Raw genomic sequence first — 21696 nt, 5'->3', positions numbered from 1 at the left:
GGAGCGCGGGGGGTCAGCCGGACTGGGCGCTGCGCACGCGGGTCCGCGCCTGCTGTTCCAGGAGCTGGTCATCGCGCTGGACCTGGAAGCGCAGATCCCAGCGCCCCGGGGCCGGCAGCGCGACCTCGACCTGGTACAGGCCTTCGCCCATGTGCTGCATCTCGAAGCCCTGGTCGCGGCGCTCGTCGGCGAGCCACATGAAGATGCCGCGGATGCTGGCGTCGTTGATCGGGACGCCATCGGCATCCCGGACCTCTACCTGGAGCGTGGCGGCCTCGCCCTCGGTGGGGCGCTCGACCCAGCCCTGACGAACCTGCCAGCCCTTCTCGCGCTGGGCCTGCAGCTCCGAGACGCGATGGACGGCGAGCGCCTGCTTGCGGCTCTTCATGCCGGCCACGGTGCCCGGGAATGCCGAGGTTACCTGCTCCGCCCGGTTCTCCGGCTCCGGCAGGATGGAACCGATAAACTGCTGCGGCATCCCGTTATGGGCCAGCGTGATCAGGACGGCCTGGACGGACGCGACGATCGTGAAAAACCCCACGAGAACCAGCGGAGCCCAGTGCAGCCGGCCAATCTTGGCCTTGCCGCCACTCTCGGCCTCCGCCTCTTTCTGCGTGAAGACGATCCCCAGCCCGTAGGGCACGATGATGTACAGCGCGAGATGGATGGCGAAGACATCCGCGCCCTGCCAGGTCAGGATCGAGTAGGGAATGAACACAAACAGCATGAGGGCGACGACCACCGCCGATGTGCTGTAGGCCTTGAGCCGCGTGAAGCGGTAGATCAGCGCGAACAGGATGGCCAGGGCCGCGGTACCGACGCCGAGGGTAATGACGAGATTGCTCATGATGTCTTCTTCGTTTCCTGCGTGATCGCAAGCTAGGGGCTCGCGGGGTGCCGCGCGATTTCCGGCAGCACGATTACTGTTTCTCGCCCGGGCGCAGTGCGCAACGGAACACCGTTAGCGATGACTGAACTGGGACGTCACTTCGAGCGGTTCAATATGACCCTCGCGATCCGTAATCACAAAACGGAACGGCTGCGGCGAGGGGGCGCCCTCGGGCACCTCGTGGCGCACGCGCGCGACCACGGTGAGTCGCTCCCCGGGCTCCAGGCGGATCCGCTCCACCTGCCCGAGGTCGAGCTCGGCGCCGTCGAGCCCGGCGAGTCCGATCTGGAAGTCCAGCTCCCGGTCCGCAGTATTGTTCAGGCGAATCTCGTAGCCGTTCTGGATGCGCCCGTCGGACATCTGCACATACAGCGGCTGGCGCACCTGGTTAACGTTGGCGTCCACGGGCGGGCGGCCCACGATGCTGGCGACCAGGGCGACGATGACGACGACCACCGCCGTACCATACCCCAGCGTCTTGCCCTTCAGGAATCGCGTCTTGCCGCCCTCCTGCTCGCGCTCCGAGGTATATCCGATCAGCCCGCGCGGCCAGCCCTGCTTGTCCATGATCGTGTCGCAGGCATCGATACACAGCGCACAGTGAATGCACTGGAACTGCAGCCCATCGCGGATATCGATGCCGGTCGGGCACACCTGCACGCAGTAGCCGCAGTCAATGCAGTCCCCGACGCCGGCGGCCTGGCGCTCCTCGCGGGTCTTCAGGCCGGCCTGGACCTTGGCGCGGCCGGCGGTGCCCTCGCCGCGTGATTCGTCGTACGACACGATCATGGTGTCGCGGTCGAACATCACGCTCTGGAAACGCGCGTAGGGGCACATGAACGTGCAGACCTGCTCGCGGGCCAGCCCGGCAAACGTGTAGGTGGTGGCGGTCAGGATCCCCGCGGTCACATAGGCGGCGTACACTGCCTGGCCGGTAAAGAAGTCCGCCACGATGGAAGGCGCATCGCCCCAGTACAGGACGAACCCGAGCCCGGTGGCGAACGCCACCAGCAGCCAGGACGCATGGGTGAGGCCGTATTTCGCCAGCTTTTCGGCGTTCCAGGGCTGTTTGGCGAGCCGGAGGCGCGCGGGCCGCTCCCCCTGAATCTTGCGCTCCAGCCACATGAAAACATCGGTCCACAGGGTCTGGAAGCAGAAGTAGCCGCAGAACACGCGCCCGGCCACACCGGTCACAAAAAACAGCAGCAATGCGGCGAGGACCAGAAAGCCTGCCAGCCAGAAGATATCCTGCGGATAGACGACCAGGTCGAAGATATGGAACTGGCGCCCGGGGATGTCGAACAGCACCGCCTGGTCCGGCCCGTATTCACGTTCCCAGCGGATCCACGGCAGACCGAAGAACACCCCGTAGGCCAGGAGGAGAATCCCGGTCTTCAGGTTGCGAAACCGCCCCTTGACCGACCGCGGGTGGATCGGGATTCGCGCCTCGTACAGCGGCTGGGACTGGGACATCGGATCCTCCCGGAGCGTATCCGGCAGTGCGGCCCGGCGGCAATACGCGGGCCGCGGCAACAGTTCAAAACAAAAAGGGGCACCCTCGGGCGTCAATCCACCCGGCGGGCACCCCTGTCAACGCGTGCATCCTGGCAGGCCTCCGCACCCCCGGGGCTCGCCAGGTCGACGGAGCCGGCCTATTGCCCCCCGCCCAGGGAATGCACGTAGGCAGTCAGCATCTTGATCTCCGCATCCGACAGTCGATCACCGAATGCCGGCATCTCACGCTGGATACCATCGCGAATGAAATTGGCGACCAGGCGCTGACGCTCGCTATCGCTTTCCGCGCCGCGCACGTCGACCAGACCCCACAGATCGTTGGTCAGGTTGGGCGCGCCCTGCGAGGTCAGCCCCTGGGCGTCCATGCCGTGGCACTGGAAGCAGCCACCGTCGGTCCCGGTAAAGATCCGGGCGCCGGCATCGGCGTCGTCCTGATCCACGCTGTAGTCGTTCAGCGACAGCACGTAGGCGGCGACCTGATTCAGCTGGTCGCTGCTCAGGGTGTCGCGGTACCCGGGCATGTAGCCCAGGCGGCCCTGGTGCAGGGTTTCCTCGATCTGTTCGACCGTTCCGCCCCACTTCCAGTGGTCATTGCGCAGGTTCGGGTACTGCCCGACCACGCCCGCGCCACCGACCTGGTGACACGCCGCACACCAGGTACCGAAGGAGCCCTGGGCGTACGCGTTGACGAAGCTCATGCTTTCAGCGTCCTGCAGGATCGTTTCGTAATCCTGGGCGGCCACCTGTTCCAGCATCTCGCGCTGGCGCACCGCGTAGGTGCCGGTCTGCATGTCCTTCGCGAGCAACGCACGGGTGTTCCAGTGCATGGTGCGCTCTTCGCCGCCCTGCTCGAAGGTGATGGTGTTGAAGCCCTTGGTGAAGCTGTCGCCAATCGGCCAGGCCGGGTAGATCAGCCAGTACACCAGCGCGAACACGATCGTGGCGTAGAAGCCCCACAGCCACCAACGCGGGAGCGGATTGTTGTATTCCTGAAGGTTGCCGTCCCAGACGTGCCCAGTGGTCTCGACCTGGTTCGGGTCCTTATCACGGTTGTCCTGTGTGCTCATTGCTCGTCACTCTTGGTTTTGTCACGCCGGGCCACGGGCTCCCGATGTGAATCATCGTCGTCCAGAGGAATGTAGCGATACGTCTCGAACTTCCGGGCACGCCGACGATTGGAAAACAGGAAGATCACGACCCCGATAAAGGTGCTCATGAAGAGGATGAGGGCAACGATCTTGCTGTTGCCCATATCCGTGATCCATTCCCAAAGTCCCGTCATCGTGGCGCCCGTCCTCCCTTACCGGAATTCGGCAAAGTGCCCGTCGTCGTATTCGCTGAAGTCGACCATGGTCCCGAGGACCTGGAGATAGGCCACGAGGGCATCCATCTCGGTGATCGTCCCGGGGTTGCCGTCGAAGTTCTCGGCCTGCGCCTGCGCCACCAGATTGTCCTCGGCGTCGCGGATGTCGAACATCCGGGCGTGTTGCTCCCCGAACTTCTCGACGTTGGCCTGGTATTCCTCGTCGGTGAGCGAGTACGGCACGCCCACGCGCTTCAGCGCGATCATGCGACGATCGATATCGGAGTAATCGAGCGGCGTGGTCGCCAGCCAGGGGTAGCCCGGCATGATCGACTCCGGCACCAGCGACTGCGGGTCGATCAGATGCTGGACCTGCCACTCGTTGGAGTACTTGCCCCCCACGCGCGCCAGGTCCGGACCGGTGCGCTTCGAGCCCCACTGGAACGGATGGTCGTACTGCGATTCGGCCGCCAGCGAGTAGTGACCGTAGCGCAGCATCTCGTCACGGAACGGACGCACCATCTGCGAGTGGCAGGTGTAGCAGCCCTCGCGGACGTAGATGTCACGCCCGCGCTGTTCCAGAGGCGTATACGGACGCACGCCGTCCACTTCCTCGATCGTGTCGTCGATGTAGAACAGCGGCACGATCTCGACCAGGCCGCCGACGCTGATCACCGCCAGGGTGAGGATGATCAGCAGGCCGGCATTGGTTTCAACGCTTTCATGCTTCATGGATCTAGTCTCTCCCTAATCAGGCCGTGCGGGCTTCGGCGGACGCGGCCTGGGCCTCGCGGGCCTCGGCCTTGATGCCCGAGCGAACGGTCATCGCGATGTTGAACGCCATGATCAGCATGCCGGCCAGGAAGAACCCGCCACCAATGGCACGCACCACGTACGGCTTGTGCAGGAACACCACCGACTCGGTGAAGGTGTAGGCCAGGTTCCCGTACTGGTCAAAGGCGCGCAGCATCAGGCCCTGACCGATACCGGCCACCCACATCGCGGTGATGTACAGCACGATCCCGATGGTCGCCAGGAAGAAGTGCACATACACCAGCTTCAGGCTGTACAGGTTGACGTTCCACAGCCGCGGGATCAGGTGATACAGCGAGCCGAAGGAGATCATCGCCACCCAGCCGAGGGCGCCGGAGTGCACGTGGCCCACGGTCCAGTCGGTGTAGTGCGACAGCGCGTTCACGCTCTTCAGGGACATCATCGGGCCCTCGAAGGTCGACATGCCGTAGAACGCCAGCGCGGTGATCAGGAACAGCATGATCGGGTCGGTGCGCAGCTTATCCCAGGCGCCCGACAGGGTCATGATGCCGTTGATCATGCCGCCCCAGGAGGGCAGCAGCAGCAGGATGGAGAAGGTCGCCGCCAGGGTCGAGACCCAGTCCGGAAGGGCGGTCCAGTGCAGGTGGTGCGCGCCCACCCACATGTACAGGAAGACCAGCGCCCAGAAATGGATGATGGACAGCTTGTACGAGTAGATCGGGCGACCGGCCTGCTTCGGCACGAAGTAGTACATCATCCCGAGGAACGCGGCCGTCAGGAAGAAGCCCACCGCGTTATGGCCGTACCACCACTGGGTCATCGCATCCTGCACCCCGGAGAAGATGGAGTAGGAATGCGGGTGGAACAGGCCGACCGGGACCTGGATGTTGTTGAAGATGTGCAGCAGCGCGGTGGCCAGGATAAAGGCCATGAAGAACCAGTTCGCTACGTAGATATGCGGCTGGTTACGACGCAGCAGGGTCATCAGGTAGATCATGAAGTAGGCGACCCAGACCACCAGGATGATGATGTCGATCTGCCAGTTGAACTCGGCGTATTCGCGGCCCTGGGTGATCCCCATCATGTAGGTGATCACGCCGAGGACCAGCGCCAGGTTCCACCCGTAGAAGGTGAAGCTCGCCATGGAGTCACTCCACAGCCGGGTCTGACAGGTCCGCTGCACCACGTAGTAGGACGTGGCGAACAGCGCGTTACCCCCGAAACCGAAGATCACGGCCGTGGTGTGGACCGGACGGAAGCGCCCGAAGGTGATCTGCGCGATATCGAAGTTCAGGAACGGGAACGCCAGCTGCGAGGCGATCCAGACACCGGCGGCCATCCCGAACACGCCCCAGAGGACGGCGGCAATGGCAAACCGCTTGATAATCGCGTAGTTGTACTGCTCGGAAGTCGCGACTGACGCTGCGGGTGCGGCACCCGCCGTAGTGGCTGCTTGTGACATGACTTTTCCACCTTGCTGCGGGGAACACGGATGTCCCGATGGTTCGGGGGCGTGAACTCTACCCCATTCCGGGCCCACAAAAAACCAATACCGCCTGTGTAACTCGGATATTGAGCGGGACGGGCGGAACTTTTCCTGTCCAAGAGAATACATCTTCCGGTGGATCGCCCGCGAGGGACGCGGGCGGCATTTTCGTTGATCCAGATCAACGAACCGGCTGAACCGGGATCACGCGCCCGTCTGGCCGCGACGGGGGCGGCGCATCCGGCACCCAGGCATGACCATAGACCACCTCCCAGGTCGCGGGCAGACGACCCTCCACGCCGAAGTCGCGGGCATAGGCCTCGGCGACGGCCACCAGACGCCGGGGGCCAAACAGACCCGACGAACGCCCCGCCAGGGCGTTGCGCACCCCGACCCCGCGCAGGTCGCGGATCAGGCCGGTCAGATCCGGGTAGGTCAGGGTCAGGGCCTCCTGGTCCATCACCGGATCGGCAAAGCCGGATCGCACCAGGGCATCGCCGATGTCGTGCATGTCCATGAAGGCGTTGACATGTGCCCCGGCGCCGCCATCCACGGTCGCGAAGGCGGCGCGCAGCTCGCGCAGGGTGTCCGGGCCGAAGGTGGTAAACAGCCACAGCCCGCCCGGGCGCAGGATACGCCGCACCTCGGCGAAGGCCTGGTCGAGGTCGCTGCACCACTGCAGGGCCGAGCTGGAAACCGCCAGATCAAAGGACCGCTCGGCCAGCGGCAGGGCCTCAAGGTCACCGCAGACCACCTGCGGCCGCCGCAGCCAGCGCCCGCGCCGCCGCGCCCGCGCAACCATCTCCGGGGCGAAGTCCACGCCGGCCAGGCGCGCCCCGCGGTAGCGGCGGCTCAGGTGATCCAGGGCCTCGCCGATGCCGCAGCCCAGGTCAACGATGCGTTCCGGCTCCATCCGGATCCAGTCCAGACGCTCCAGCATCCGCTCCTGCACCTCGCGCTGCAGGACCGCATGCTCCTCGTAGGTGGCAGCGGCCCGTGCAAAGGCCTCGCGCACCCGCGCCTTGTCGAGATCGAAGCTGTCGGGTCGGGTCATGCGGACTCCCCTGCACTGCAGTGATCCAGAAACTCGGAAACAAATCCGGCCAGCCGCTGCGGTCGCGCCCACCAGTCCGCATGACCGCCCGCCCCGCGACCGATCCGGCCATCGGGGCGCAAGCTCGTCATTCCCGCCTCCACCGCGGCCGGCACCAGCGCGTCCTCCGGCTCCAGCCAGCACGCCACCGGCGCCTGCACCTCGGCCCAGGCGGCGCGCAGGTCGGCGTCCTGTAGCAGGTCCAGACCCGCAGCCAGCCCATCCGGGGAGGCCGGGGCCGCCTGCATCCGATCCGCCAGCGCACGCGCGAGCGAGGCCGCATCGGGACTGCCGCGAGCACAGAGCATCGCCAGACGCCGATTGAGTCGGCGGCGGTCGCCTCCGAGGGCGGCGCGGAAGTCCTCCAGCTCGGCCAGCGGCAGGGCGGCCGGCCAGTCATCATTACGGATGAAGCGCGGCGTCGCCCCAATCAGCACAAGCCCCTGCGGGCCCGTCCACTGGCGCGCCGCCGCGAGCGCCACCAGGCCGCCCAGGGACCAGCCAGCCCAGACCGGGTACTCGACGTCCGCGGGCAGCGCGGCGATCAGGGCCGCGGCGGCGCCCTCCGCATCCGCCAGCCGCCAGCCGTCGCCCGCGGCCCCATGACCGGGCAGATCCGGCGCCAGTACCCGCGTGCCGGCCGGCAGCTTGGCCCGCAGGGGCGCCCAGACCGCGCCGGAAAAGCCCCAGCCGTGCAACAGCACCAGCGTCGGGTCATGGACCGGACGGGTCACGCCCCCCATCTCAGCGCGCTGAACGCCGGCCACCGGCTTGCGTATCATGTGCGCTCGCAATCTCATGCCCATCCGCGCAGACAGGCTCACCGCTCATGGCTATTACAATCGGCATCATCATCGCGTATCTGCTGGGATCGCTTTCCACGGCCATTCTGGTCAGCAAGCTGCTGCGTCTGCCGGACCCGCGCACCACCGGGTCGAAGAACCCCGGCGCCACGAATGTCCTGCGCTCGGGCGGCAAGAAGGCGGCCATCATCACGCTCATCGGGGATGTCGGCAAGGGCTGGCTGCCGGTGTTCATCGCGCTCCAGCTGGAGCTCTTCCCCGGCTGGGCGATCGGCCTGATCGGCCTGGCCGCCTTCCTCGGTCACGTGTTCCCCGTGTACTACCGCCTCCAGGGCGGCAAGGGTGTGGCCACCGCGCTTGGCGTGATCCTCGCAATCAGCCCGGCGGCCGGCGGACTGGTGCTGCTCACCTGGCTCGTGGTCGCCGCGATCTGGCGATATTCGTCGCTGGCGGCCCTGGTCGCGGCCGGCATGGCCCCGGTGTACACGATCCTGCTGGGCATGGATCACTGGATCAGCGCCGCGGTCGCGCTGATGAGCGTAATCCTGTTCATCCGCCACGACAGCAATATCCGCCGTCTGATGCGCGGCGAGGAATCGCGGATCGGCCAGAAGAACAAGGCCCCGGCCCCCGGAGACTGACGGCCCGCCGAGCACGGGCCGGGCAGGGCTTCAGCCCGGTCCGGCCGGAACCGGCGCCTCCAGTTCGGCCAGGGGCCAGCGGGCCCGCGCGGCGACAACCGGGGCCCCGGCATCCCCTACGCCACCGGCCTGCAGCCGCCGCAGCCCGGCCAGCGCGATCATCGCCCCGTTGTCGGTGCAGAACTCCGGGCGCGGGAAATACACCGGCACCCCCTGGCGTTGCGCCATGGCCTGCAGCCCCGCGCGCAGCGTGGTGTTGGCGGCCACGCCACCGGCCACCACCAGCGCCGGGGCCCCGGTCTGCTCCAGACCGCGCCGGGTCTTTTCGACCAGAGTGTCGGTCACGGCCTCCTCGAAGGCGCGGGCGACATCCTCCGGGCGGTAACTTTGCTTCTTCAGCGCGGTCAGGACGGCGGTCTTCAGGCCGGAGAAGCTCATGTCCAGCCCCGGGCGATCCAGCATGGGGCGCGGCAGCCGCAGGGCATCCGGCGCGCCCTGTTCCGCCAGGCGCGCCAGCGCCGGGCCACCCGGATACCCCAGCCCCAGCAGCTTGGCGGTCTTGTCGAAGGCCTCGCCGGCAGCATCGTCGATGCTCTCGCCGATCAGGTCGTAGTCGCCCAGGGCCCGGGCATGGATCAGCTGGGTATGCCCCCCGGAGACCTGCAGCACCAGGAACGGGAAGTCGAGCCCGGTATCCTCCAGGAACGGCGCCAGCAGGTGGCCCTCCAGGTGATGCACCGCCAGCGCCGGGATACCCCAGCCCCAGGCCAGGGAGCGAGCCACCGAGGCACCGGTCAGTAGCGCCCCCAGCAGTCCCGGCCCGCCGGTGTAGGCCACCGCATCCAGGTCCGGCCCGTCCACGCCCGCCTCCTCCAGCACCGCGCGCACCAGCGGCAGGAGCCGCCGGATGTGGTCACGCGAGGCCAGTTCCGGCACCACGCCGCCGTAGATTGCGTGCAGATCCGTCTGGCTGTACAGCCGGTGCGCGAGCAGGCCACGGTCGCTGTCGATCAGCGCCACGCCCGTCTCGTCACAGGAGGTTTCGATACCCAGTACCTTCATGGCGCCAGCATGCCGGGTTTCGTCGATGCCACCAAGCATCCCCGGAACGACCGCGCCATTGCGCCAGGACCGGGGTTCACAGGCGCCCCCGGCGATCGGGGATACCCCCCAGCGGCAGATGCGCGCAGCCGCGACCGAGAGCCATAACCTGGAAGCGCTCGCCCATCTCGCCCGGCAGGGTCAGCATGCGCACGGCCTGCGCCGCCTGCATGGTCAGGCGGGCATCCTCGCCGCTACCGACGCGGGCCTCGAAACGCTGCGGCAGCCCCGCCCCCAGGAGGAATTCGCCCTGCCCGGCGTAGGTCAGCACATCGAGGCCCGCGGCATCCGCCGCCTCGGCCACAGCGGTGAAGTCGACACTGGCGGTCAGGTCCATCAGCCCCGGATGGGCCAGAGGGTCCTGGATCATCTGCTGGCGGTAGTAGCCGACCAGGGTCCCCTGGTGCCGTTCCGGGGCGTAATAGGCGGCCCGCGGGAAGCCGTAATCCACGATCACGGCCACCCCCTGCTCCAGCCCCTCGGCGAGCGCACGCACCCACGCCGCCTGCGCCGGCCGCCACTCGGACAGGTAGCCCTCGGGCCAGGGGCCATAGTCGGCCGCCAGCCGCGTCACGGGTTCGGCCAGGGCTGGCGGGGCCTCGCGTTCGGCCAGGGTCAGCGCCCCGTCCGCCTCGGTAGTGACGCCGACCTGCCACACGCGCCCCTCGCGCCAGCGGAACAGCTCCACCGGCAGGGCATCCAGCACCTCGTTGGCCAGCACCACCCCACGCAAGGGGGCCTCGGGGAGGGCATCGAGCCAGGCCACACGCGCGTATTCCGCCGGCTCCAGCTGGGCCTGCAGGTGGGCCTGCTGCCGGGCGCGCAGGTCCGGGCTCACCTCGATGATCCAGTACCGCCCCCAGGCCACCCCGAGCTCGCGCAGGGTGGTGATCACGTCCCCCGCCAGGCGGCCACTGCCGGCACCGAATTCCAGCAGCGTGCCGGCGCCGTCGAGGTCATCGCGCAGCACCGGGGCCAGCCAGGTCGCCAGGGTCTCGCCGAACAGCGGCGAGAGCTCCGGCGCGGTGACGAAGTCCCCGCCCTCGCCCAGCTTGTGGGCCCCGTTCACGTAATAGCCCAGGCCCGGCGCATACAGGGCCGCCTGCATGTAATCGACGAACGGAAGGAACCCCTGGCCCGCCGCAATACTCTGTTGCAGGTGAATGCGCAGACGCGCGGCGATCTCCCGGGCGACCGGATCGTCGGCGGCGTTTGTGCTAGGTTTCGGCGGCAACATGGCGACGCATGGTACCAACCCGGGGATGGACGTGGCGCAGGCACCCACCGACAATTTGAGCAGGACACCCGACCCGGCGGGCGTGGTGCTGATCACCGGGGCCGCACGGCGCGTCGGCGCCACCATTGCCCGGCACCTGCACGCGGCCGGGTTGCGGGTGCTAATCCATTACCGCGGCTCGCGTGACGAGGCCGACGCGCTCGCCGCCGATCTGAACGCGGTGCGCCCCGACAGCGCCCGCACCCTGCAGGCCGACCTGCTCGACCCCCAGGCCATCGAAGTCCTCGCCCGCGACGCCGAGGCGGCTTGGGGGCGGCTGGACTTTCTCGTCAACAACGCCTCGACGTTCTATCCAACCCCCGTGGGCGAGATCCGCGAATCCGCCTGGGACGACCTGATCGGCTCCAACCTGAAGGCGCCGACCTTCCTCACCCAGGCCTGCAACCCGGCGCTGCAGCGGGCGCGGGGCGCGGTCGTCAATATCGTGGATATCCACGCGCTGCGCCCGCTCAAGGGCTACCCGGTATATTCGGCGGCCAAGGCCGGGCTCTGGGCCCTGACCCAGGCCTTTGCCCGCGAACTGGGGCCCGGCGTGCGGGTCAACGGGGTTGCGCCCGGCGCGATCCTGGCGCCGGAGGATGCGCAGAATACCGGCACCCACGAGGCCATGATCGAGCGCACCGCCCTCAAGCGCGAGGGCAGCCCGGAGGATATCGCCCGCACCGTGCGGTTCCTGCTGCTGGATGCGCCCTACATTACCGGCCAGGTTATCCCGGTGGATGGCGGCCGCTCCGCGTCGCAGTAGCCGTACCCGGGGTCAGCCGCGCTACACTGGCCAGAACCAAGAACACGCGTCAGGAGACCACCCGATGATCGATTCCAAACGCTTCGACGACCTGGCTCGCCGGATCACCGAAAGCCTCCCGGAGTCCGTGCGCCATATGCAGGAAGACGTGCAGCGCCAGGTCCGCTCATCGCTGCAAAGCGGCTTCGAGCGCATGGACCTGGTCACCCGCGAGGACTTCGACATCCAGGTCGCCCTGCTGGAGCGCACCCGCGAACGCCTCGCCGAACTGGAGGCCCGCGTAGCCGCGCTGGAGGGGCGGCCGGACGACACCCCGGGGCAGTAGCCACCACTGAAACCACCCGCCGGGGACGGACCCCTGGCGGCCGAACGGAGGGGCACGGATGCCCGTCACCATCGCCTACGCCCGCGCCATCGATGGCATTCATGCCCCGCTGGTGACCATCGAGACCCACCTGGCCAATGGCCTCCCGGCCTTCCAGATCGTCGGCCTGCCGGAGGCCGCGGTGCGCGAGAGCCGTGATCGCGTGCGCGCGGCGATCCAGACCAGCGGCTTCGAATTTCCGCGGCGGCGCATCACCGTCAACCTGGCCCCCGCGGACCTGCCCAAGGACGGCGGCCGCTTCGATCTCGGGATCGCGCTCGGCATCCTCGCCGCCAGCCAGCAGATCCCGGCCGAAGCCCTGGCGGCACACGAATTCCTCGGCGAACTGGGGCTGGACGGCCAGTTGCGGCCGGTGGGCGGCACACTGGCGGCCGGACTCGCCGCCGCGGATGCCGACCGCGCCCTGGTGGTCAACCCGGAGGACGGCGCCGAGGCGGCACTGGCGAGCCGTGCGCGAGTCCTCACCGGGTCACACCTGACCGCGGTATGCGCGGCGCTGGCCGGGCGCGACGCCCTGGCACCCGCCCGGCCGCCCGAGCCGGAACCGCCGAGCCACCCGGACCTCGCGGACGTACGCGGCCAGCACCAGGCACGGCGCGCCCTGGAGATCGCCGCGGCCGGCGGGCACCACCTGCTGATGGTCGGCCCGCCCGGGAGCGGCAAATCGATGCTCGCCGCCCGCATTCCCGGCATCCTGCCGCCCATGGAGGAGGCGGAGGCACTGGAGACCGCGGCCATCCACAGCCTGCGCGGCAGCACCCACCTGCGGGGTGACTGGCGGGCCCGCCCGTTCCGCTCCCCCCATCACACCGCATCGGGCGTGGCCCTGGTGGGCGGCGGGAGCACCCCGCGCCCCGGGGAGATCTCGCTGGCGCACCAGGGCGTGCTGTTTCTGGACGAACTGACGGAGTTCGACCGCTCGGTGCTGGACGTGCTGCGCGAGCCGCTGGAAACCGGCGTAATCCACATCTCGCGCGCCGCGCGCCAGGCCGAGTTCCCGGCCCGCTTCCAGCTGGTGGGGGCGATGAACCCCTGCCCGCAGGGTTTCGACTGCGACCTGGCCGAACGCTGCGAATGTACCCCGGAGCAGCGGGCCCGGCACCGCAAGCGCCTGTCCGCCCCCCTGCTGGACCGGATCGACCTCGCCATCGAGGTGCCCCGGATCCCGCCGGCCGACCTGGCTGGCGCGACCGAGCCCACCGAGACGTCCGCTGCGGTCGCGACGCGCGTGACCCGGGCGCGCGACCGGCAGCAGGCGCGCCAGGAGGGGCTCAACAGCACTCTGGATGGCGCGGGACTCGACCAACACGCCGCCCTTGCGTCCACCGACCGCGAGCTACTGGACAAGGCGGCCGAGCGCTTCCGTCTCTCGGCACGGGCCTATCACCGCATCCTGCGCGTGGCGCGCAGCATCGCCGACCTGGACGGCGCGGAAGCGATTGCCACCCGGCATCTGACCGAGGCCCTGAGCTACCGCGCCCTGGATCACTGGCGCACCCAATAGGCGGGGAAGCGTCGTCTCACAAACAAAAGGCCCCGCCCGGTCTCCCGGGCGAGGCCTTTTTACGCAACGTACTGCGCGACGGTCAGTCTTCGAAGGTCGCCACGTAGACGGCCAGATCGGCGATGTCCTGATCCGACAGGTTCGCGGCGTTCGGCGCCATCAGGGCCGTCTGGTCACCAACGGTCTCGCCGGCGCGGTAGCGCACCAGCTTGTCGGCGATGTAGTCGGCATCCCGGCCGGCCAGCTTCGGGAACACCGGGGTGCCCTGACCCTGCGCGCCATGGCAGGCCACGCAGGTGTTGTAACGCGACTGACCGCGCTCGGCATCACCCTCGTCGACCGCAATGGCGGCCACGGCTTCGGCCTCTTCCTCGGCGGCCGCTTCGCCCGCGTCGGTGGTGGCCACCGGCTCCTCGCCTTCAGCGGCGGCGTCCGCGGCGGTGTCGCCGTTGCCGTTGCCATCGCCGTTACCGCTACCTTCGTAGTCGTGATCGACGCCCGCCTGGTCGAGCATGTAGGCCACGGCCTCGTGCATCTGCTCGTCGGTCAGGCTGGAGTCGCCACCGCGCGCCGGCATGGCGCCGATGCCGTTGATCGAGTTTTCGAACAGGGTCTCCAGACCCTTGTCGTTCAGGCGGTTGTTCCACTCGTCCGTGTCGTCCTTGAGCGGGGCACCGGAGGCGCCCGAGTCATGGCAGGCGGCGCAGACGTTGGCGTAGATGTCGCCCGGGCTGAGGTCCGCGGCTTCCTCGGCGGAATCCACCTCGCCAGAGACCACCCGGCCGATCGGCGCGATGCGCTCGGCAATACGCTCCTCACTCACGGCCTCCGCCTGGGAGCCCATCATGCCCCCAATCCAGCTCGCAAGGTGCGACACCAGAAACAGCACCGTGGCCAGCAGGGCCAGGGATGCGATAAAAAGCAACACCTTGTTCCCGGTGTCCATCTTGATCGGTTGATTTCCCACTTCTCTCCCTCCGAGATCCTGGCCATGCGTGGCCTTGTGGTGTGCCCTGTCAAAAAGCGCTCGCGCGGTACGCGCAAATCGGGCGCAGAGTATAGGGCATCATGCCAGGCGCGACCACAAACCCAGCGGCGCGGTCAAATATGGCTGGACGCACCCGCGGCCCCGCCCGTATCATTGCAGCCCTTGCGCCCGTAGCTCAGCTGGATAGAGCGCTGCCCTCCGGAGGCAGAGGTCAGAGGTTCGAATCCTCTCGGGCGCGCCATTACTTAGAAAGGGGCCCTCGTGGCCCCTTTCTAAGTAATGGGGTGTCTGAGGGCCCGATTCGAACCTCCGTTCGAATCGAGGCCCGCAACGCGGGCCGACATCGCGGTGCAGCCACCGGCTGCACCGGTCCGAAGGACCGAGCCGCCAAAGGCGGCGAAGCCATCCTCTCGGGCGCGAAGCACGAACACCCCGGAACCCGGCCCCATGCCTCCGTTCGAGCCTAGGCCCGCAACGCGGGCTGAGCGCAGCACAGCCACGGCCTGTCCCGGCCCGAAGGACCTTCGGCGCAGCCAGTCCAGCCCCTCGGCGGCAGCCTTGGGGCGTTCGCCGGCGCGAAGCCATGCTTCGCGAAACCCCGGCTCACCCTCTCGGGCGCGACGCCTGAACACCCCCGAACCCAACCCTGCCAACCTACCGTTCGAGCCGAGACCCGCGCAGCAGCCCTGGCATTCTCGCCTGCTTGCGGGATACGCACCGAAGCCCCACCGGCCTCCGCTCGCCCCACACCCGCCACAGCGACGTCCCGTGCATCCCGAATCGTCGCCCGGCATGATCTGGATCAAATCGGAGGCCGATTCCGGGGGCTAGCGTCGAAGGTGCATGGACCCAACCGGAGGAAAGATCATGCTGATGGAAATCATGTTTCAGTCGCCCATCGGAATCCTGACGATCGTGACGCTGGTGGGCATCGTGGCCTTCTTCGCGTACGTGGGGTACTTCATCATTCACGGGATGCACGAGAACGACAAGGGCCGGTAGGGCAGGACGGACCCCGCTCGGGGCGGGGCTGCCCCCTCGAAACAGAAAAGGCCAGGGCTGCAGATGACCGCTGCCCTGGCCTTTGATGCGGGTTACCCGGAGCGCCCGGGTAACCCGTGTGGTTGCGTCCGACTCAGGAGCCGGAGCCCCCGGGCGTATCGCCCAGTTCGGCGCGCGGCGCGTCGCCACGGCGAGTATCCGCGGCCACTTCCGGGCCGACACGGCTCGGCTCGGCCAGGGAGTCGGTGCAGGTCTGGGCACCGTGGTACAGGCGCACGACGTGCTTGGCCTCGGCGAAGAACAGCCAGCGCTCCATGCCGATCCCGACCAGGCTCGAGACCGCCGCCAGCCAGGCGATACCGGCCGGCGCACCGGAGAGGATCGAACCGAAGACCAGCACCGGGGCGATGAAGCCGAGCAGGAAGACGCCCATCTTGATGTTGTCGATGGTGTCCTTGCGCGGGTCGTAACCGAACTCGTCAGTCAGGAACGTACCGGCGGTGTGGCCGGTATCCAGCAGACGCACCGTCGCCCGGTTGAAGGTGGTCGCGGTGTTGATGGTCGGACCGTTCACGCGCGAGATCCAGAAGTAGTAGATCCCCTTGAGCAACGCGGCGGCCAGCAGCGCGACGATGGCCACGCCCGCATGCAGCGTGGTGGCATTGCCGAACACCGCGGCGATGGCGGCGAACAGCGTGGTGCCGGTCGCGATGCCCAGCATGATGTAATTCGCCGGGGTCAGCGCCGTGTTCCACTGGCGGATGGTCTTCAGGCAGCCGTAGATCATGCCGGTGGAGAACAGGGTGATCACGGCCAGCACGGCCGCGATCGCGCCGGCCATGGCGGGCAGCGGCCCGATGGCCGAACCCTGCAGCAGCACACCCAGGCCGTAGATACCGGCGAAGGGATAGAACAGCACCGCGAACACGGCCTCGCGCGACAGCCAGGAGGTCTTGAAGCGCATGAAGGAACGCCAGGCGTTCTTCTTGTTCGCCAGGTGGCCGGTGGAGAGCATCAGCCCCAGGGTGATCATGCCCAGCGACACCAGGCCGTGCGCCAGCAGCTCGCCGTGGCTCATGGCCGGGCCGATACCCGCGAGATGGAAGGCCGCCAGCAGGATGAACAGGCCGTAGCCCGCACCCGAGATGACGGTAAACAGGATGACGGAAAATGCCGGATGCATATGAATTCTCCCGTTCGGGCCGCGCCTAGCGCGCGACCATCTTGTTGACCCAGTCCTTCACCGAGGTGACGAGCTTGTTGGCGCGCACATCGTCGGTGGGGATCGGGCGGGTGATACGCGGGGGCAGATAGGTGTTGACCGGCTTGTAGCCCAGCTCCGGCATCTGCTTCACGCCGCCGCGCTCGCGCACCAGGCGGCTGACCTCGGAGTCCTGATCGTCGAAGTCACCGAAGAACCGGGCGTGCGCCGGGCAGGTGATCACGCAGGCGGGCTGGCGCTCTTCCGGCGGCAGCTGCTCGTCGTAGATGCGGTCCACGCACAGCGTGCACTTCTTCATCACGCCGTCTTCGCGGTCCAGCTCGCGGGCGCCGTAGGGGCAGGCCCAGGCGCAGTAGTTGCAGCCCATGCACTTGTCCTGGTCGACCAGCACGATGCCGTCTTCCGGGCGCTTGTAGGAGGCGCCGGTCGGGCAGACGTTCACGCAGTCAGCATGCTGGCAGTGCATGCAGGACATCGGGATGTTCACGGTCTTGTTGTTGGGATAATCGCCGACTTCGTAGTGGCGAATACGGTTGAACCACACGCCGCTGGGGTCCTCGCCATAGGGGCGATAGTCGGTCAGCGCGCCGGTGGTACCGCTGGTGTTCCACTGCTTGCAGGCCACCGCGCAGGCGTGACAGCCCACGCAGGTATCCATGTCGATTACGAGTCCAAGTCGCATTTCAGGTACTCCTCAAATTCTCTCGGGCCGCCGGCTTCGGCCGGCGGCATGGCCCGGATCCGTGATGCCTACTGTTCGTCGTCCAGCGAGCCGCGCGTCAGCACGTCGCGGATGGAACGGTTCAGGTGCACCGGCTTGTGCGCCGCGTAGCGGAGCTGGTCCGGGGCCTCGGACATGCCGGGCGCCGGCTTGATCGTGTCGAAGTCGGGCCAGGTGCTGGCCTCTTCCGGGTCGGCCGGGGTGATCTTGACCTTCAGGTCGTACCACGCGGCCTGGCCGGTGACCGGGTCGGAGTTGGTGATGTTGTCCACCGGGTCGCCCTTCTTCGGCAGCAGCTCGCTGATCAGGTGGTTCATCAGGAAGCCCTTGTTGGACTCGTTCGCGTCCGGCTTCAGGCCCCAGGCGCCCTTCTGCTTGCCGATGGCGTTCCAGGTCCAGACGGTGCTCGGCTCGCAGCCCTCGATCAGCTTGACCTGCACGCGGATCTTGCCGTTGTGCGACTCGAGCCACACCCAGGACATGTCGGCGATGCCCATGGACTCCGCCTTGCCGCGGTTCATGTACAGGTAGTTCTGGGCGCAGATCTGGCGCAGCCAGGCGTTCTGCGAATCCCAGGAGTGGTACATGAACATCGGACGCTGGTTGACCGCGTAGAAGGGATACTCCTCCTCGTCGATCCGGGTCTGTTCCAGCGGCTTGTGCCAGATCGGCAGCGGATCGAAGAACTGGGTCAGGCGATCCTTGTGCTCCTGCTTGGTCGGCTGCGGGCCGTCATACAGGCCCTGACCGGCCAGCTTGAAGCGCTGCTGGGTCTCGGAGTAGAGCTCGATGGTGATCGGGTCGGTCTTGCCCACCCAGCCGGCGTGCTTGGCCAGCTCCAGGTACTCCTTGTTGGCGTAGCGGTAGAACTGCTGGTTCGGCGCCAGGTGATGCACGAAGAACCCCTGGTTCTCGATGTACGCCTCCCACTGCTTCGGGTTCGGCTCGCCGCGCAGGTGGGTCTTGCCGTCCTTGCCGCGGTAGCCGGACAGGAAGCCGATGCCCGGCTCCTTCTCGAAGTTGACGATGAAGTCCTTGTAGTCCGCGAACTTGCGGCTGCCGTCGTCCTTGGTGAACGCCGGGAACTTCAGACGCCCGGCCAGCTCGACCATGACCTCCTGCCAGGGACGCACATTGCGGTCGACCTCGAGGATCGGGTGGCGGATGGAGTCCGCCGCCGCGGCCGGCTCGGAGATCGGGCGGTCCAGCATGGAGATCGTGTCGTAGCGCTCCAGATAGGTGGTATCCGGCAGCACCAGGTCGGCGAAGTTGACCGTCTCCGAGTGGAACGCATCCGAGACCACCAGAAACGGGATCTTGTACTCGCCGCTGTCGTCCTTCGCCCGCAGCATGTCCATCACTTCGGCGGTGTTCATGGAGGAGTTCCAGGACATGTTCGCCATGAAGAAGATGAGCGTGTCGATCGGGTAGGGGTCGCCGTTGACCGCATTGGTCACCACCATGTGCATCAGACCATGGTTGGAGATCGGCGCATCCCAGGAGAAGGCCTTGTCGATGCGCAGCGGATTGCCGTCGTCATCGATGACCAGGTCCTCCGGCGCGGTCGGGAAACCGAGCGGCGGGCTCTTCAGCGGGGTGTTCGGCGCGCATTCCTTGGCCGGCTTGATGCCCGGCGGGACGTGCTTGGGATACGGCGGCTTGGCCAGGTGACCACCGGGGCAGTCCACCGAGCCCAGCATGATCTGCAGCAGATGGATCGCGCGGCAGGTCTGGAAGCCGTTGGAGTGCGCGGAGATGCCGCGCATCGCGTGCATGGACACCGGGCGACCGAACACCTTGTCGTGCTTGCGGCCCCAGGAGTCGGTCCACTCGATGTCGAGTTCGATCGTCTCCTTGAACGCGACGTGGGCCATCTCCAGTGCCAGGCGCTCGGTCTGGCTGGCCGGGACGCCGGTGACCTCGGCGGTGTTCTCCGGGGAATACTCGTCGCTCAGGTAACGCTCGGCCAGCAGGGTCATCACGGTCTTGACCGGGCGGCCGTCGGGCGCGGTGTACTCGCCGAACAACGCCGGCTTGATGTCGACCTGGGTGCCGTCGACGAACGCCTCCTGCTCCAGCTCCCAGACCAGCGGGTTGCCGGCCTCGTCACGCAGGATCAGGCCATCGCCCTTCTGCCCCGGGGTCTGCACCACCAACTGGGTGGCGTTGGTGTAGCGCACCAGGAAGTCCCAGTCGAACTGGTCGTTCTTCAGCAGCACGTGCAGCATCGACAGCGCGAACAGGCCGTCGGTACCGGGCTTGATGCCCACCCACTCGTCGGCGATCGCCTGGTAGCCGGTGCGCACCGGGTTGATCGCGACAAACTTGCCGCCGCGGCGCTTGAGCTTCTCCAGACCGATCTTGATCGGGTTGGAGGCATGGTCTTCCGCCACGCCCCAGAGCATGTGGTACTTGGTGCGGTCCCAGTCGGGGTCGCCGAATTCCCAGAAGGCGAAGCCGGTGGTATACAGACCGCCGGTGGCCATGTTCACCGAGCAGAAGCCGCCGTGGGCCGCCCAGTTGTAGGTGCCGAACTGGGTCGCCCACAGACCGGTCAGGGCCTGCATCTGGTCGCGGCCGGTGAAGAACGCCAGCTTGCGCGGGTCGGTCTCGCGGATCTTCTGCAGCCGCGTGGACAGCATGTCCAGCGCCTCGTCCCAGGAGATCGGCTCGAACTCGCCGGCGCCGCGCTCGGTGCCGGGCTTGCGGCGCATCGGCTGGTGCAGGCGCGCCGGGGACTGCTGCTTCATGATCCCCGCGTTACCCTTGGCACACAGCACCCCCTTGTTGATCGGGTGATGCCGATTGCCCTGGATATAGCGGACCTTGTTGTTCTGGACGGTAACCTTGATGCCGCAGCGGCAGGCACACATGTAGCAGGTGGTGTACTTGATCTCCTGCTCGCTGTGGTTCTCGAACTCGGGCAACGCGCTCATTCAGACGACCCCATAGATTACGGTTTGCTTATTCATGGGCCATATTGGCCATAAGCCGGGCTTTTGGCCAACGAAAAGTTCTTATCTTGGAATAAGTCGAAATTATCTGTGAGAGATTTTGTTTATTGCCGCAACGATTCTGAGGCATTGTTGTTGCGTTCCCGGAGAAGTGGTCTACGATGTGTGTGATGAAACATATCGCCCCCATCGGCAGGACGGAGTACCCCATGGAACAGCCCCTCAAGGACGAGAACGCACTGGTGGATGCCTTTGGCCGCCGCATCGAATATGTCCGCCTCTCGGTCACCGACCGCTGCGACCTGCGCTGCTTCTACTGCATGCCCAAGGGCTTTCGCGACTTCGAGGAGCCGGACCACTGGCTCAGCTTCGAGGAGATCGAGCGCGTCATGGGGGCCTTCGGACGTCTGGGCACCCGCCGCGTGCGCCTGACCGGCGGCGAGCCGCTGGTACGCAAGAACCTCCCGGACCTGGCCGCACGCCTGAACGCCCTGCCTGGCATCGACGACATCTCGCTATCCACCAATGCCACGCGCATGGCGCGCCATGCCCAGGAACTGAAGGATGCCGGGGTCGCTCGCATCAACGTCAGCCTGGACTCGCTCAAGCCCGAGGTCTTCAAGGAGATCACCGGCGGCAAGCTGGACAAGGTGCTGGACGGGCTAATGGCCTCCAAGGCCGCCGGGCTCGACCCGATCAAGATCAACATGGTGGTAATGGGCGGGATCAACGAGCCGGAAGTCGAGGACATGGTCGACTTCTGCATCGAGCACGGCTTCACCCTGCGCTTCATCGAGACCATGCCGATGGGCGACACCGGCCGCGAGGCGAAAGAGGGTCACTACGTGAACCTGCAGGACGTGCGCGCCCGTCTGGAGCAGCGCTACAACCTGGTACCCGGCGTGATGCCCGGCGGCGGCCCGGCGCGCTACATGCAGATCCCCGATACGCCGGTGCGCATCGGCTTCATTACGCCGATCTCGCAGCACTTCTGCGATACCTGCAACCGCGTGCGCCTGTCGGTGGACGGCACCATCTACACCTGCCTGGGCAACGACCACAGCCTGAACCTGCGCCCCTACCTGCGCGAGGGCTGCACCGATTCCGAACTGGAGGATCTGGTGGTCCAGGCCATCAAACTGAAACCGGAACGCCACGAATTCTCCGAGCGCCCGGAAAAGGTGATGCGCTTCATGTCCATGACCGGCGGCTAGCGTCACGGCGGGGCTGGCCCCGATCCCGTAGGAGGCCAGCCTTCTGGCCGATGGGGTGT

At 67.1% G+C, this 21696-nt stretch carries 20 protein-coding genes and 1 tRNA gene; 7 read left to right on the top strand and 14 right to left on the bottom strand.

Translation table 11 applies throughout. The features are described 5' to 3' along the window. Positions 1-13: 13 nt before the first annotated feature. The 8 genes from F614_RS0105020 to F614_RS0104985 all read right to left on the bottom strand — a co-directional run bounded on the left by F614_RS0105020 (position 14) and on the right by F614_RS0104985 (position 7842). Positions 14-847, bottom strand: coding sequence for a FixH family protein (locus tag F614_RS0105020; protein ID WP_019558399.1), 834 nt, complete (start codon positions 845-847; stop codon positions 14-16). A gap of 114 nt (positions 848-961) precedes the next feature. Then, positions 962-2362, bottom strand: coding sequence for a cytochrome c oxidase accessory protein CcoG (ccoG, locus tag F614_RS0105015; RefSeq protein WP_019558398.1), 1401 nt, complete (start codon positions 2360-2362; stop codon positions 962-964). Positions 2363-2541: 179 nt separating this feature from the next. Then, positions 2542-3471: a cytochrome-c oxidase, cbb3-type subunit III gene (gene ccoP / locus F614_RS0105010; protein WP_018867754.1), complete on the bottom strand. Its 930-nt coding sequence runs from the start codon at positions 3469-3471 to the stop codon at positions 2542-2544. Next, entirely contained in the window at positions 3468-3686 is a 219-nt protein-coding gene (locus tag F614_RS0105005) for a cbb3-type cytochrome c oxidase subunit 3 (protein WP_026279315.1), read from the bottom strand. Before F614_RS0105005 ends, ccoP begins: the two co-directional genes overlap by 4 nt. Before the next feature lie 18 nt (positions 3687-3704). Next, positions 3705-4439: a cytochrome-c oxidase, cbb3-type subunit II gene (ccoO, locus tag F614_RS0105000; RefSeq protein WP_018877206.1), complete on the bottom strand. Its 735-nt coding sequence runs from the start codon at positions 4437-4439 to the stop codon at positions 3705-3707. 19 nt (positions 4440-4458) lie between these two features. Then, a complete protein-coding gene (gene ccoN / locus F614_RS0104995; RefSeq protein WP_028485053.1) occupies positions 4459-5943 on the bottom strand; it encodes a cytochrome-c oxidase, cbb3-type subunit I in 1485 nt (494 codons plus the stop codon). A 205-nt stretch (positions 5944-6148) separates the two neighbouring features. Continuing rightward, positions 6149-7021 (bottom strand): malonyl-ACP O-methyltransferase BioC, encoded by an 873-nt coding sequence (gene bioC, locus F614_RS0104990; RefSeq protein WP_018875943.1) that lies wholly within the window; start codon positions 7019-7021, stop codon positions 6149-6151. Further along, a complete protein-coding gene (locus tag F614_RS0104985; RefSeq protein ID WP_019558397.1) occupies positions 7018-7842 on the bottom strand; it encodes an alpha/beta fold hydrolase in 825 nt (274 codons plus the stop codon). Before F614_RS0104985 ends, bioC begins: the two co-directional genes overlap by 4 nt. Positions 7843-7889: 47 nt before the next feature. On the opposite strand from F614_RS0104985, the gene plsY reads away from it, so the two are divergent. Then, complete coding sequence (gene plsY, locus F614_RS0104980) at positions 7890-8504, top strand: glycerol-3-phosphate 1-O-acyltransferase PlsY (protein WP_019558396.1); 615 nt, start codon at positions 7890-7892, stop codon at positions 8502-8504. A gap of 30 nt (positions 8505-8534) precedes the next feature. Here plsY and tsaD read toward each other — a convergent pair whose 3' ends face one another. After that, a complete protein-coding gene (tsaD, locus tag F614_RS0104975) occupies positions 8535-9566 on the bottom strand; it encodes a tRNA (adenosine(37)-N6)-threonylcarbamoyltransferase complex transferase subunit TsaD (RefSeq protein WP_026279313.1) in 1032 nt (343 codons plus the stop codon). Between the two features lie 76 nt (positions 9567-9642). Next, positions 9643-10842: a class I SAM-dependent methyltransferase gene (locus F614_RS0104970; protein ID WP_018867746.1), complete on the bottom strand. Its 1200-nt coding sequence runs from the start codon at positions 10840-10842 to the stop codon at positions 9643-9645. A gap of 82 nt (positions 10843-10924) precedes the next feature. On the opposite strand from F614_RS0104970, the gene F614_RS0104965 reads away from it, so the two are divergent. The 3 genes from F614_RS0104965 (at position 10925) to F614_RS0104955 (ending at position 13536) form a co-directional block, all read left to right on the top strand. After that, positions 10925-11647, top strand: coding sequence for a pteridine reductase (locus F614_RS0104965; RefSeq protein WP_019558395.1), 723 nt, complete (start codon positions 10925-10927; stop codon positions 11645-11647). Between the two features lie 64 nt (positions 11648-11711). After that, a complete protein-coding gene (locus F614_RS0104960) occupies positions 11712-11972 on the top strand; it encodes an accessory factor UbiK family protein (protein ID WP_018867744.1) in 261 nt (86 codons plus the stop codon). 58 nt (positions 11973-12030) lie between these two features. Then, positions 12031-13536 carry a YifB family Mg chelatase-like AAA ATPase gene (locus F614_RS0104955; protein ID WP_018877201.1) on the top strand — a complete coding sequence of 502 codons (1506 nt, stop codon included), beginning with the start codon at positions 12031-12033 and terminating at the stop codon, positions 13534-13536. 82 nt (positions 13537-13618) lie between these two features. On the opposite strand, the gene F614_RS0104950 is transcribed toward F614_RS0104955, so the two are convergent. After that, complete coding sequence (locus F614_RS0104950; protein WP_018877200.1) at positions 13619-14503, bottom strand: c-type cytochrome; 885 nt, start codon at positions 14501-14503, stop codon at positions 13619-13621. A gap of 185 nt (positions 14504-14688) precedes the next feature. Between F614_RS0104950 and F614_RS0104945 the strand changes: the two genes are divergently transcribed. Next, positions 14689-14765, top strand: a tRNA-Arg gene (locus F614_RS0104945). A gap of 626 nt (positions 14766-15391) precedes the next feature. Continuing rightward, entirely contained in the window at positions 15392-15526 is a 135-nt protein-coding gene (locus F614_RS15045; RefSeq protein ID WP_018867741.1) for a hypothetical protein, read from the top strand. A gap of 133 nt (positions 15527-15659) precedes the next feature. On the opposite strand, the gene F614_RS0104935 is transcribed toward F614_RS15045, so the two are convergent. The 3 genes from F614_RS0104935 to F614_RS0104925 all read right to left on the bottom strand — a co-directional run bounded on the left by F614_RS0104935 (position 15660) and on the right by F614_RS0104925 (position 20405). Further along, a complete protein-coding gene (locus F614_RS0104935; protein ID WP_018877199.1) occupies positions 15660-16709 on the bottom strand; it encodes a DmsC/YnfH family molybdoenzyme membrane anchor subunit in 1050 nt (349 codons plus the stop codon). A 25-nt stretch (positions 16710-16734) separates the two neighbouring features. Beyond that, positions 16735-17430, bottom strand: a complete 696-nt coding sequence (locus F614_RS0104930) for a 4Fe-4S dicluster domain-containing protein (RefSeq protein ID WP_026279312.1) — start codon at positions 17428-17430, stop codon at positions 16735-16737. Between the two features lie 68 nt (positions 17431-17498). Next, a complete protein-coding gene (locus tag F614_RS0104925; RefSeq protein ID WP_019558394.1) occupies positions 17499-20405 on the bottom strand; it encodes a molybdopterin oxidoreductase family protein in 2907 nt (968 codons plus the stop codon). A gap of 227 nt (positions 20406-20632) precedes the next feature. Here F614_RS0104925 and moaA point away from each other — a divergent pair, with 227 nt between their 5' ends. Then, positions 20633-21637, top strand: coding sequence for a GTP 3',8-cyclase MoaA (gene moaA, locus F614_RS0104920; RefSeq protein ID WP_019558393.1), 1005 nt, complete (start codon positions 20633-20635; stop codon positions 21635-21637). Positions 21638-21696: the final 59 nt, after the last annotated feature.

Origin of the sequence: Thioalkalivibrio sp. ALE12 (genome assembly GCF_000381105.1) — a bacterium.
GTDB lineage: Bacteria > Pseudomonadota > Gammaproteobacteria > Ectothiorhodospirales > Ectothiorhodospiraceae > Thioalkalivibrio.
The sequence above is the reverse complement of the archived record's forward strand: the minus strand, read 5'-3'. Positions and strand labels throughout refer to the sequence as shown.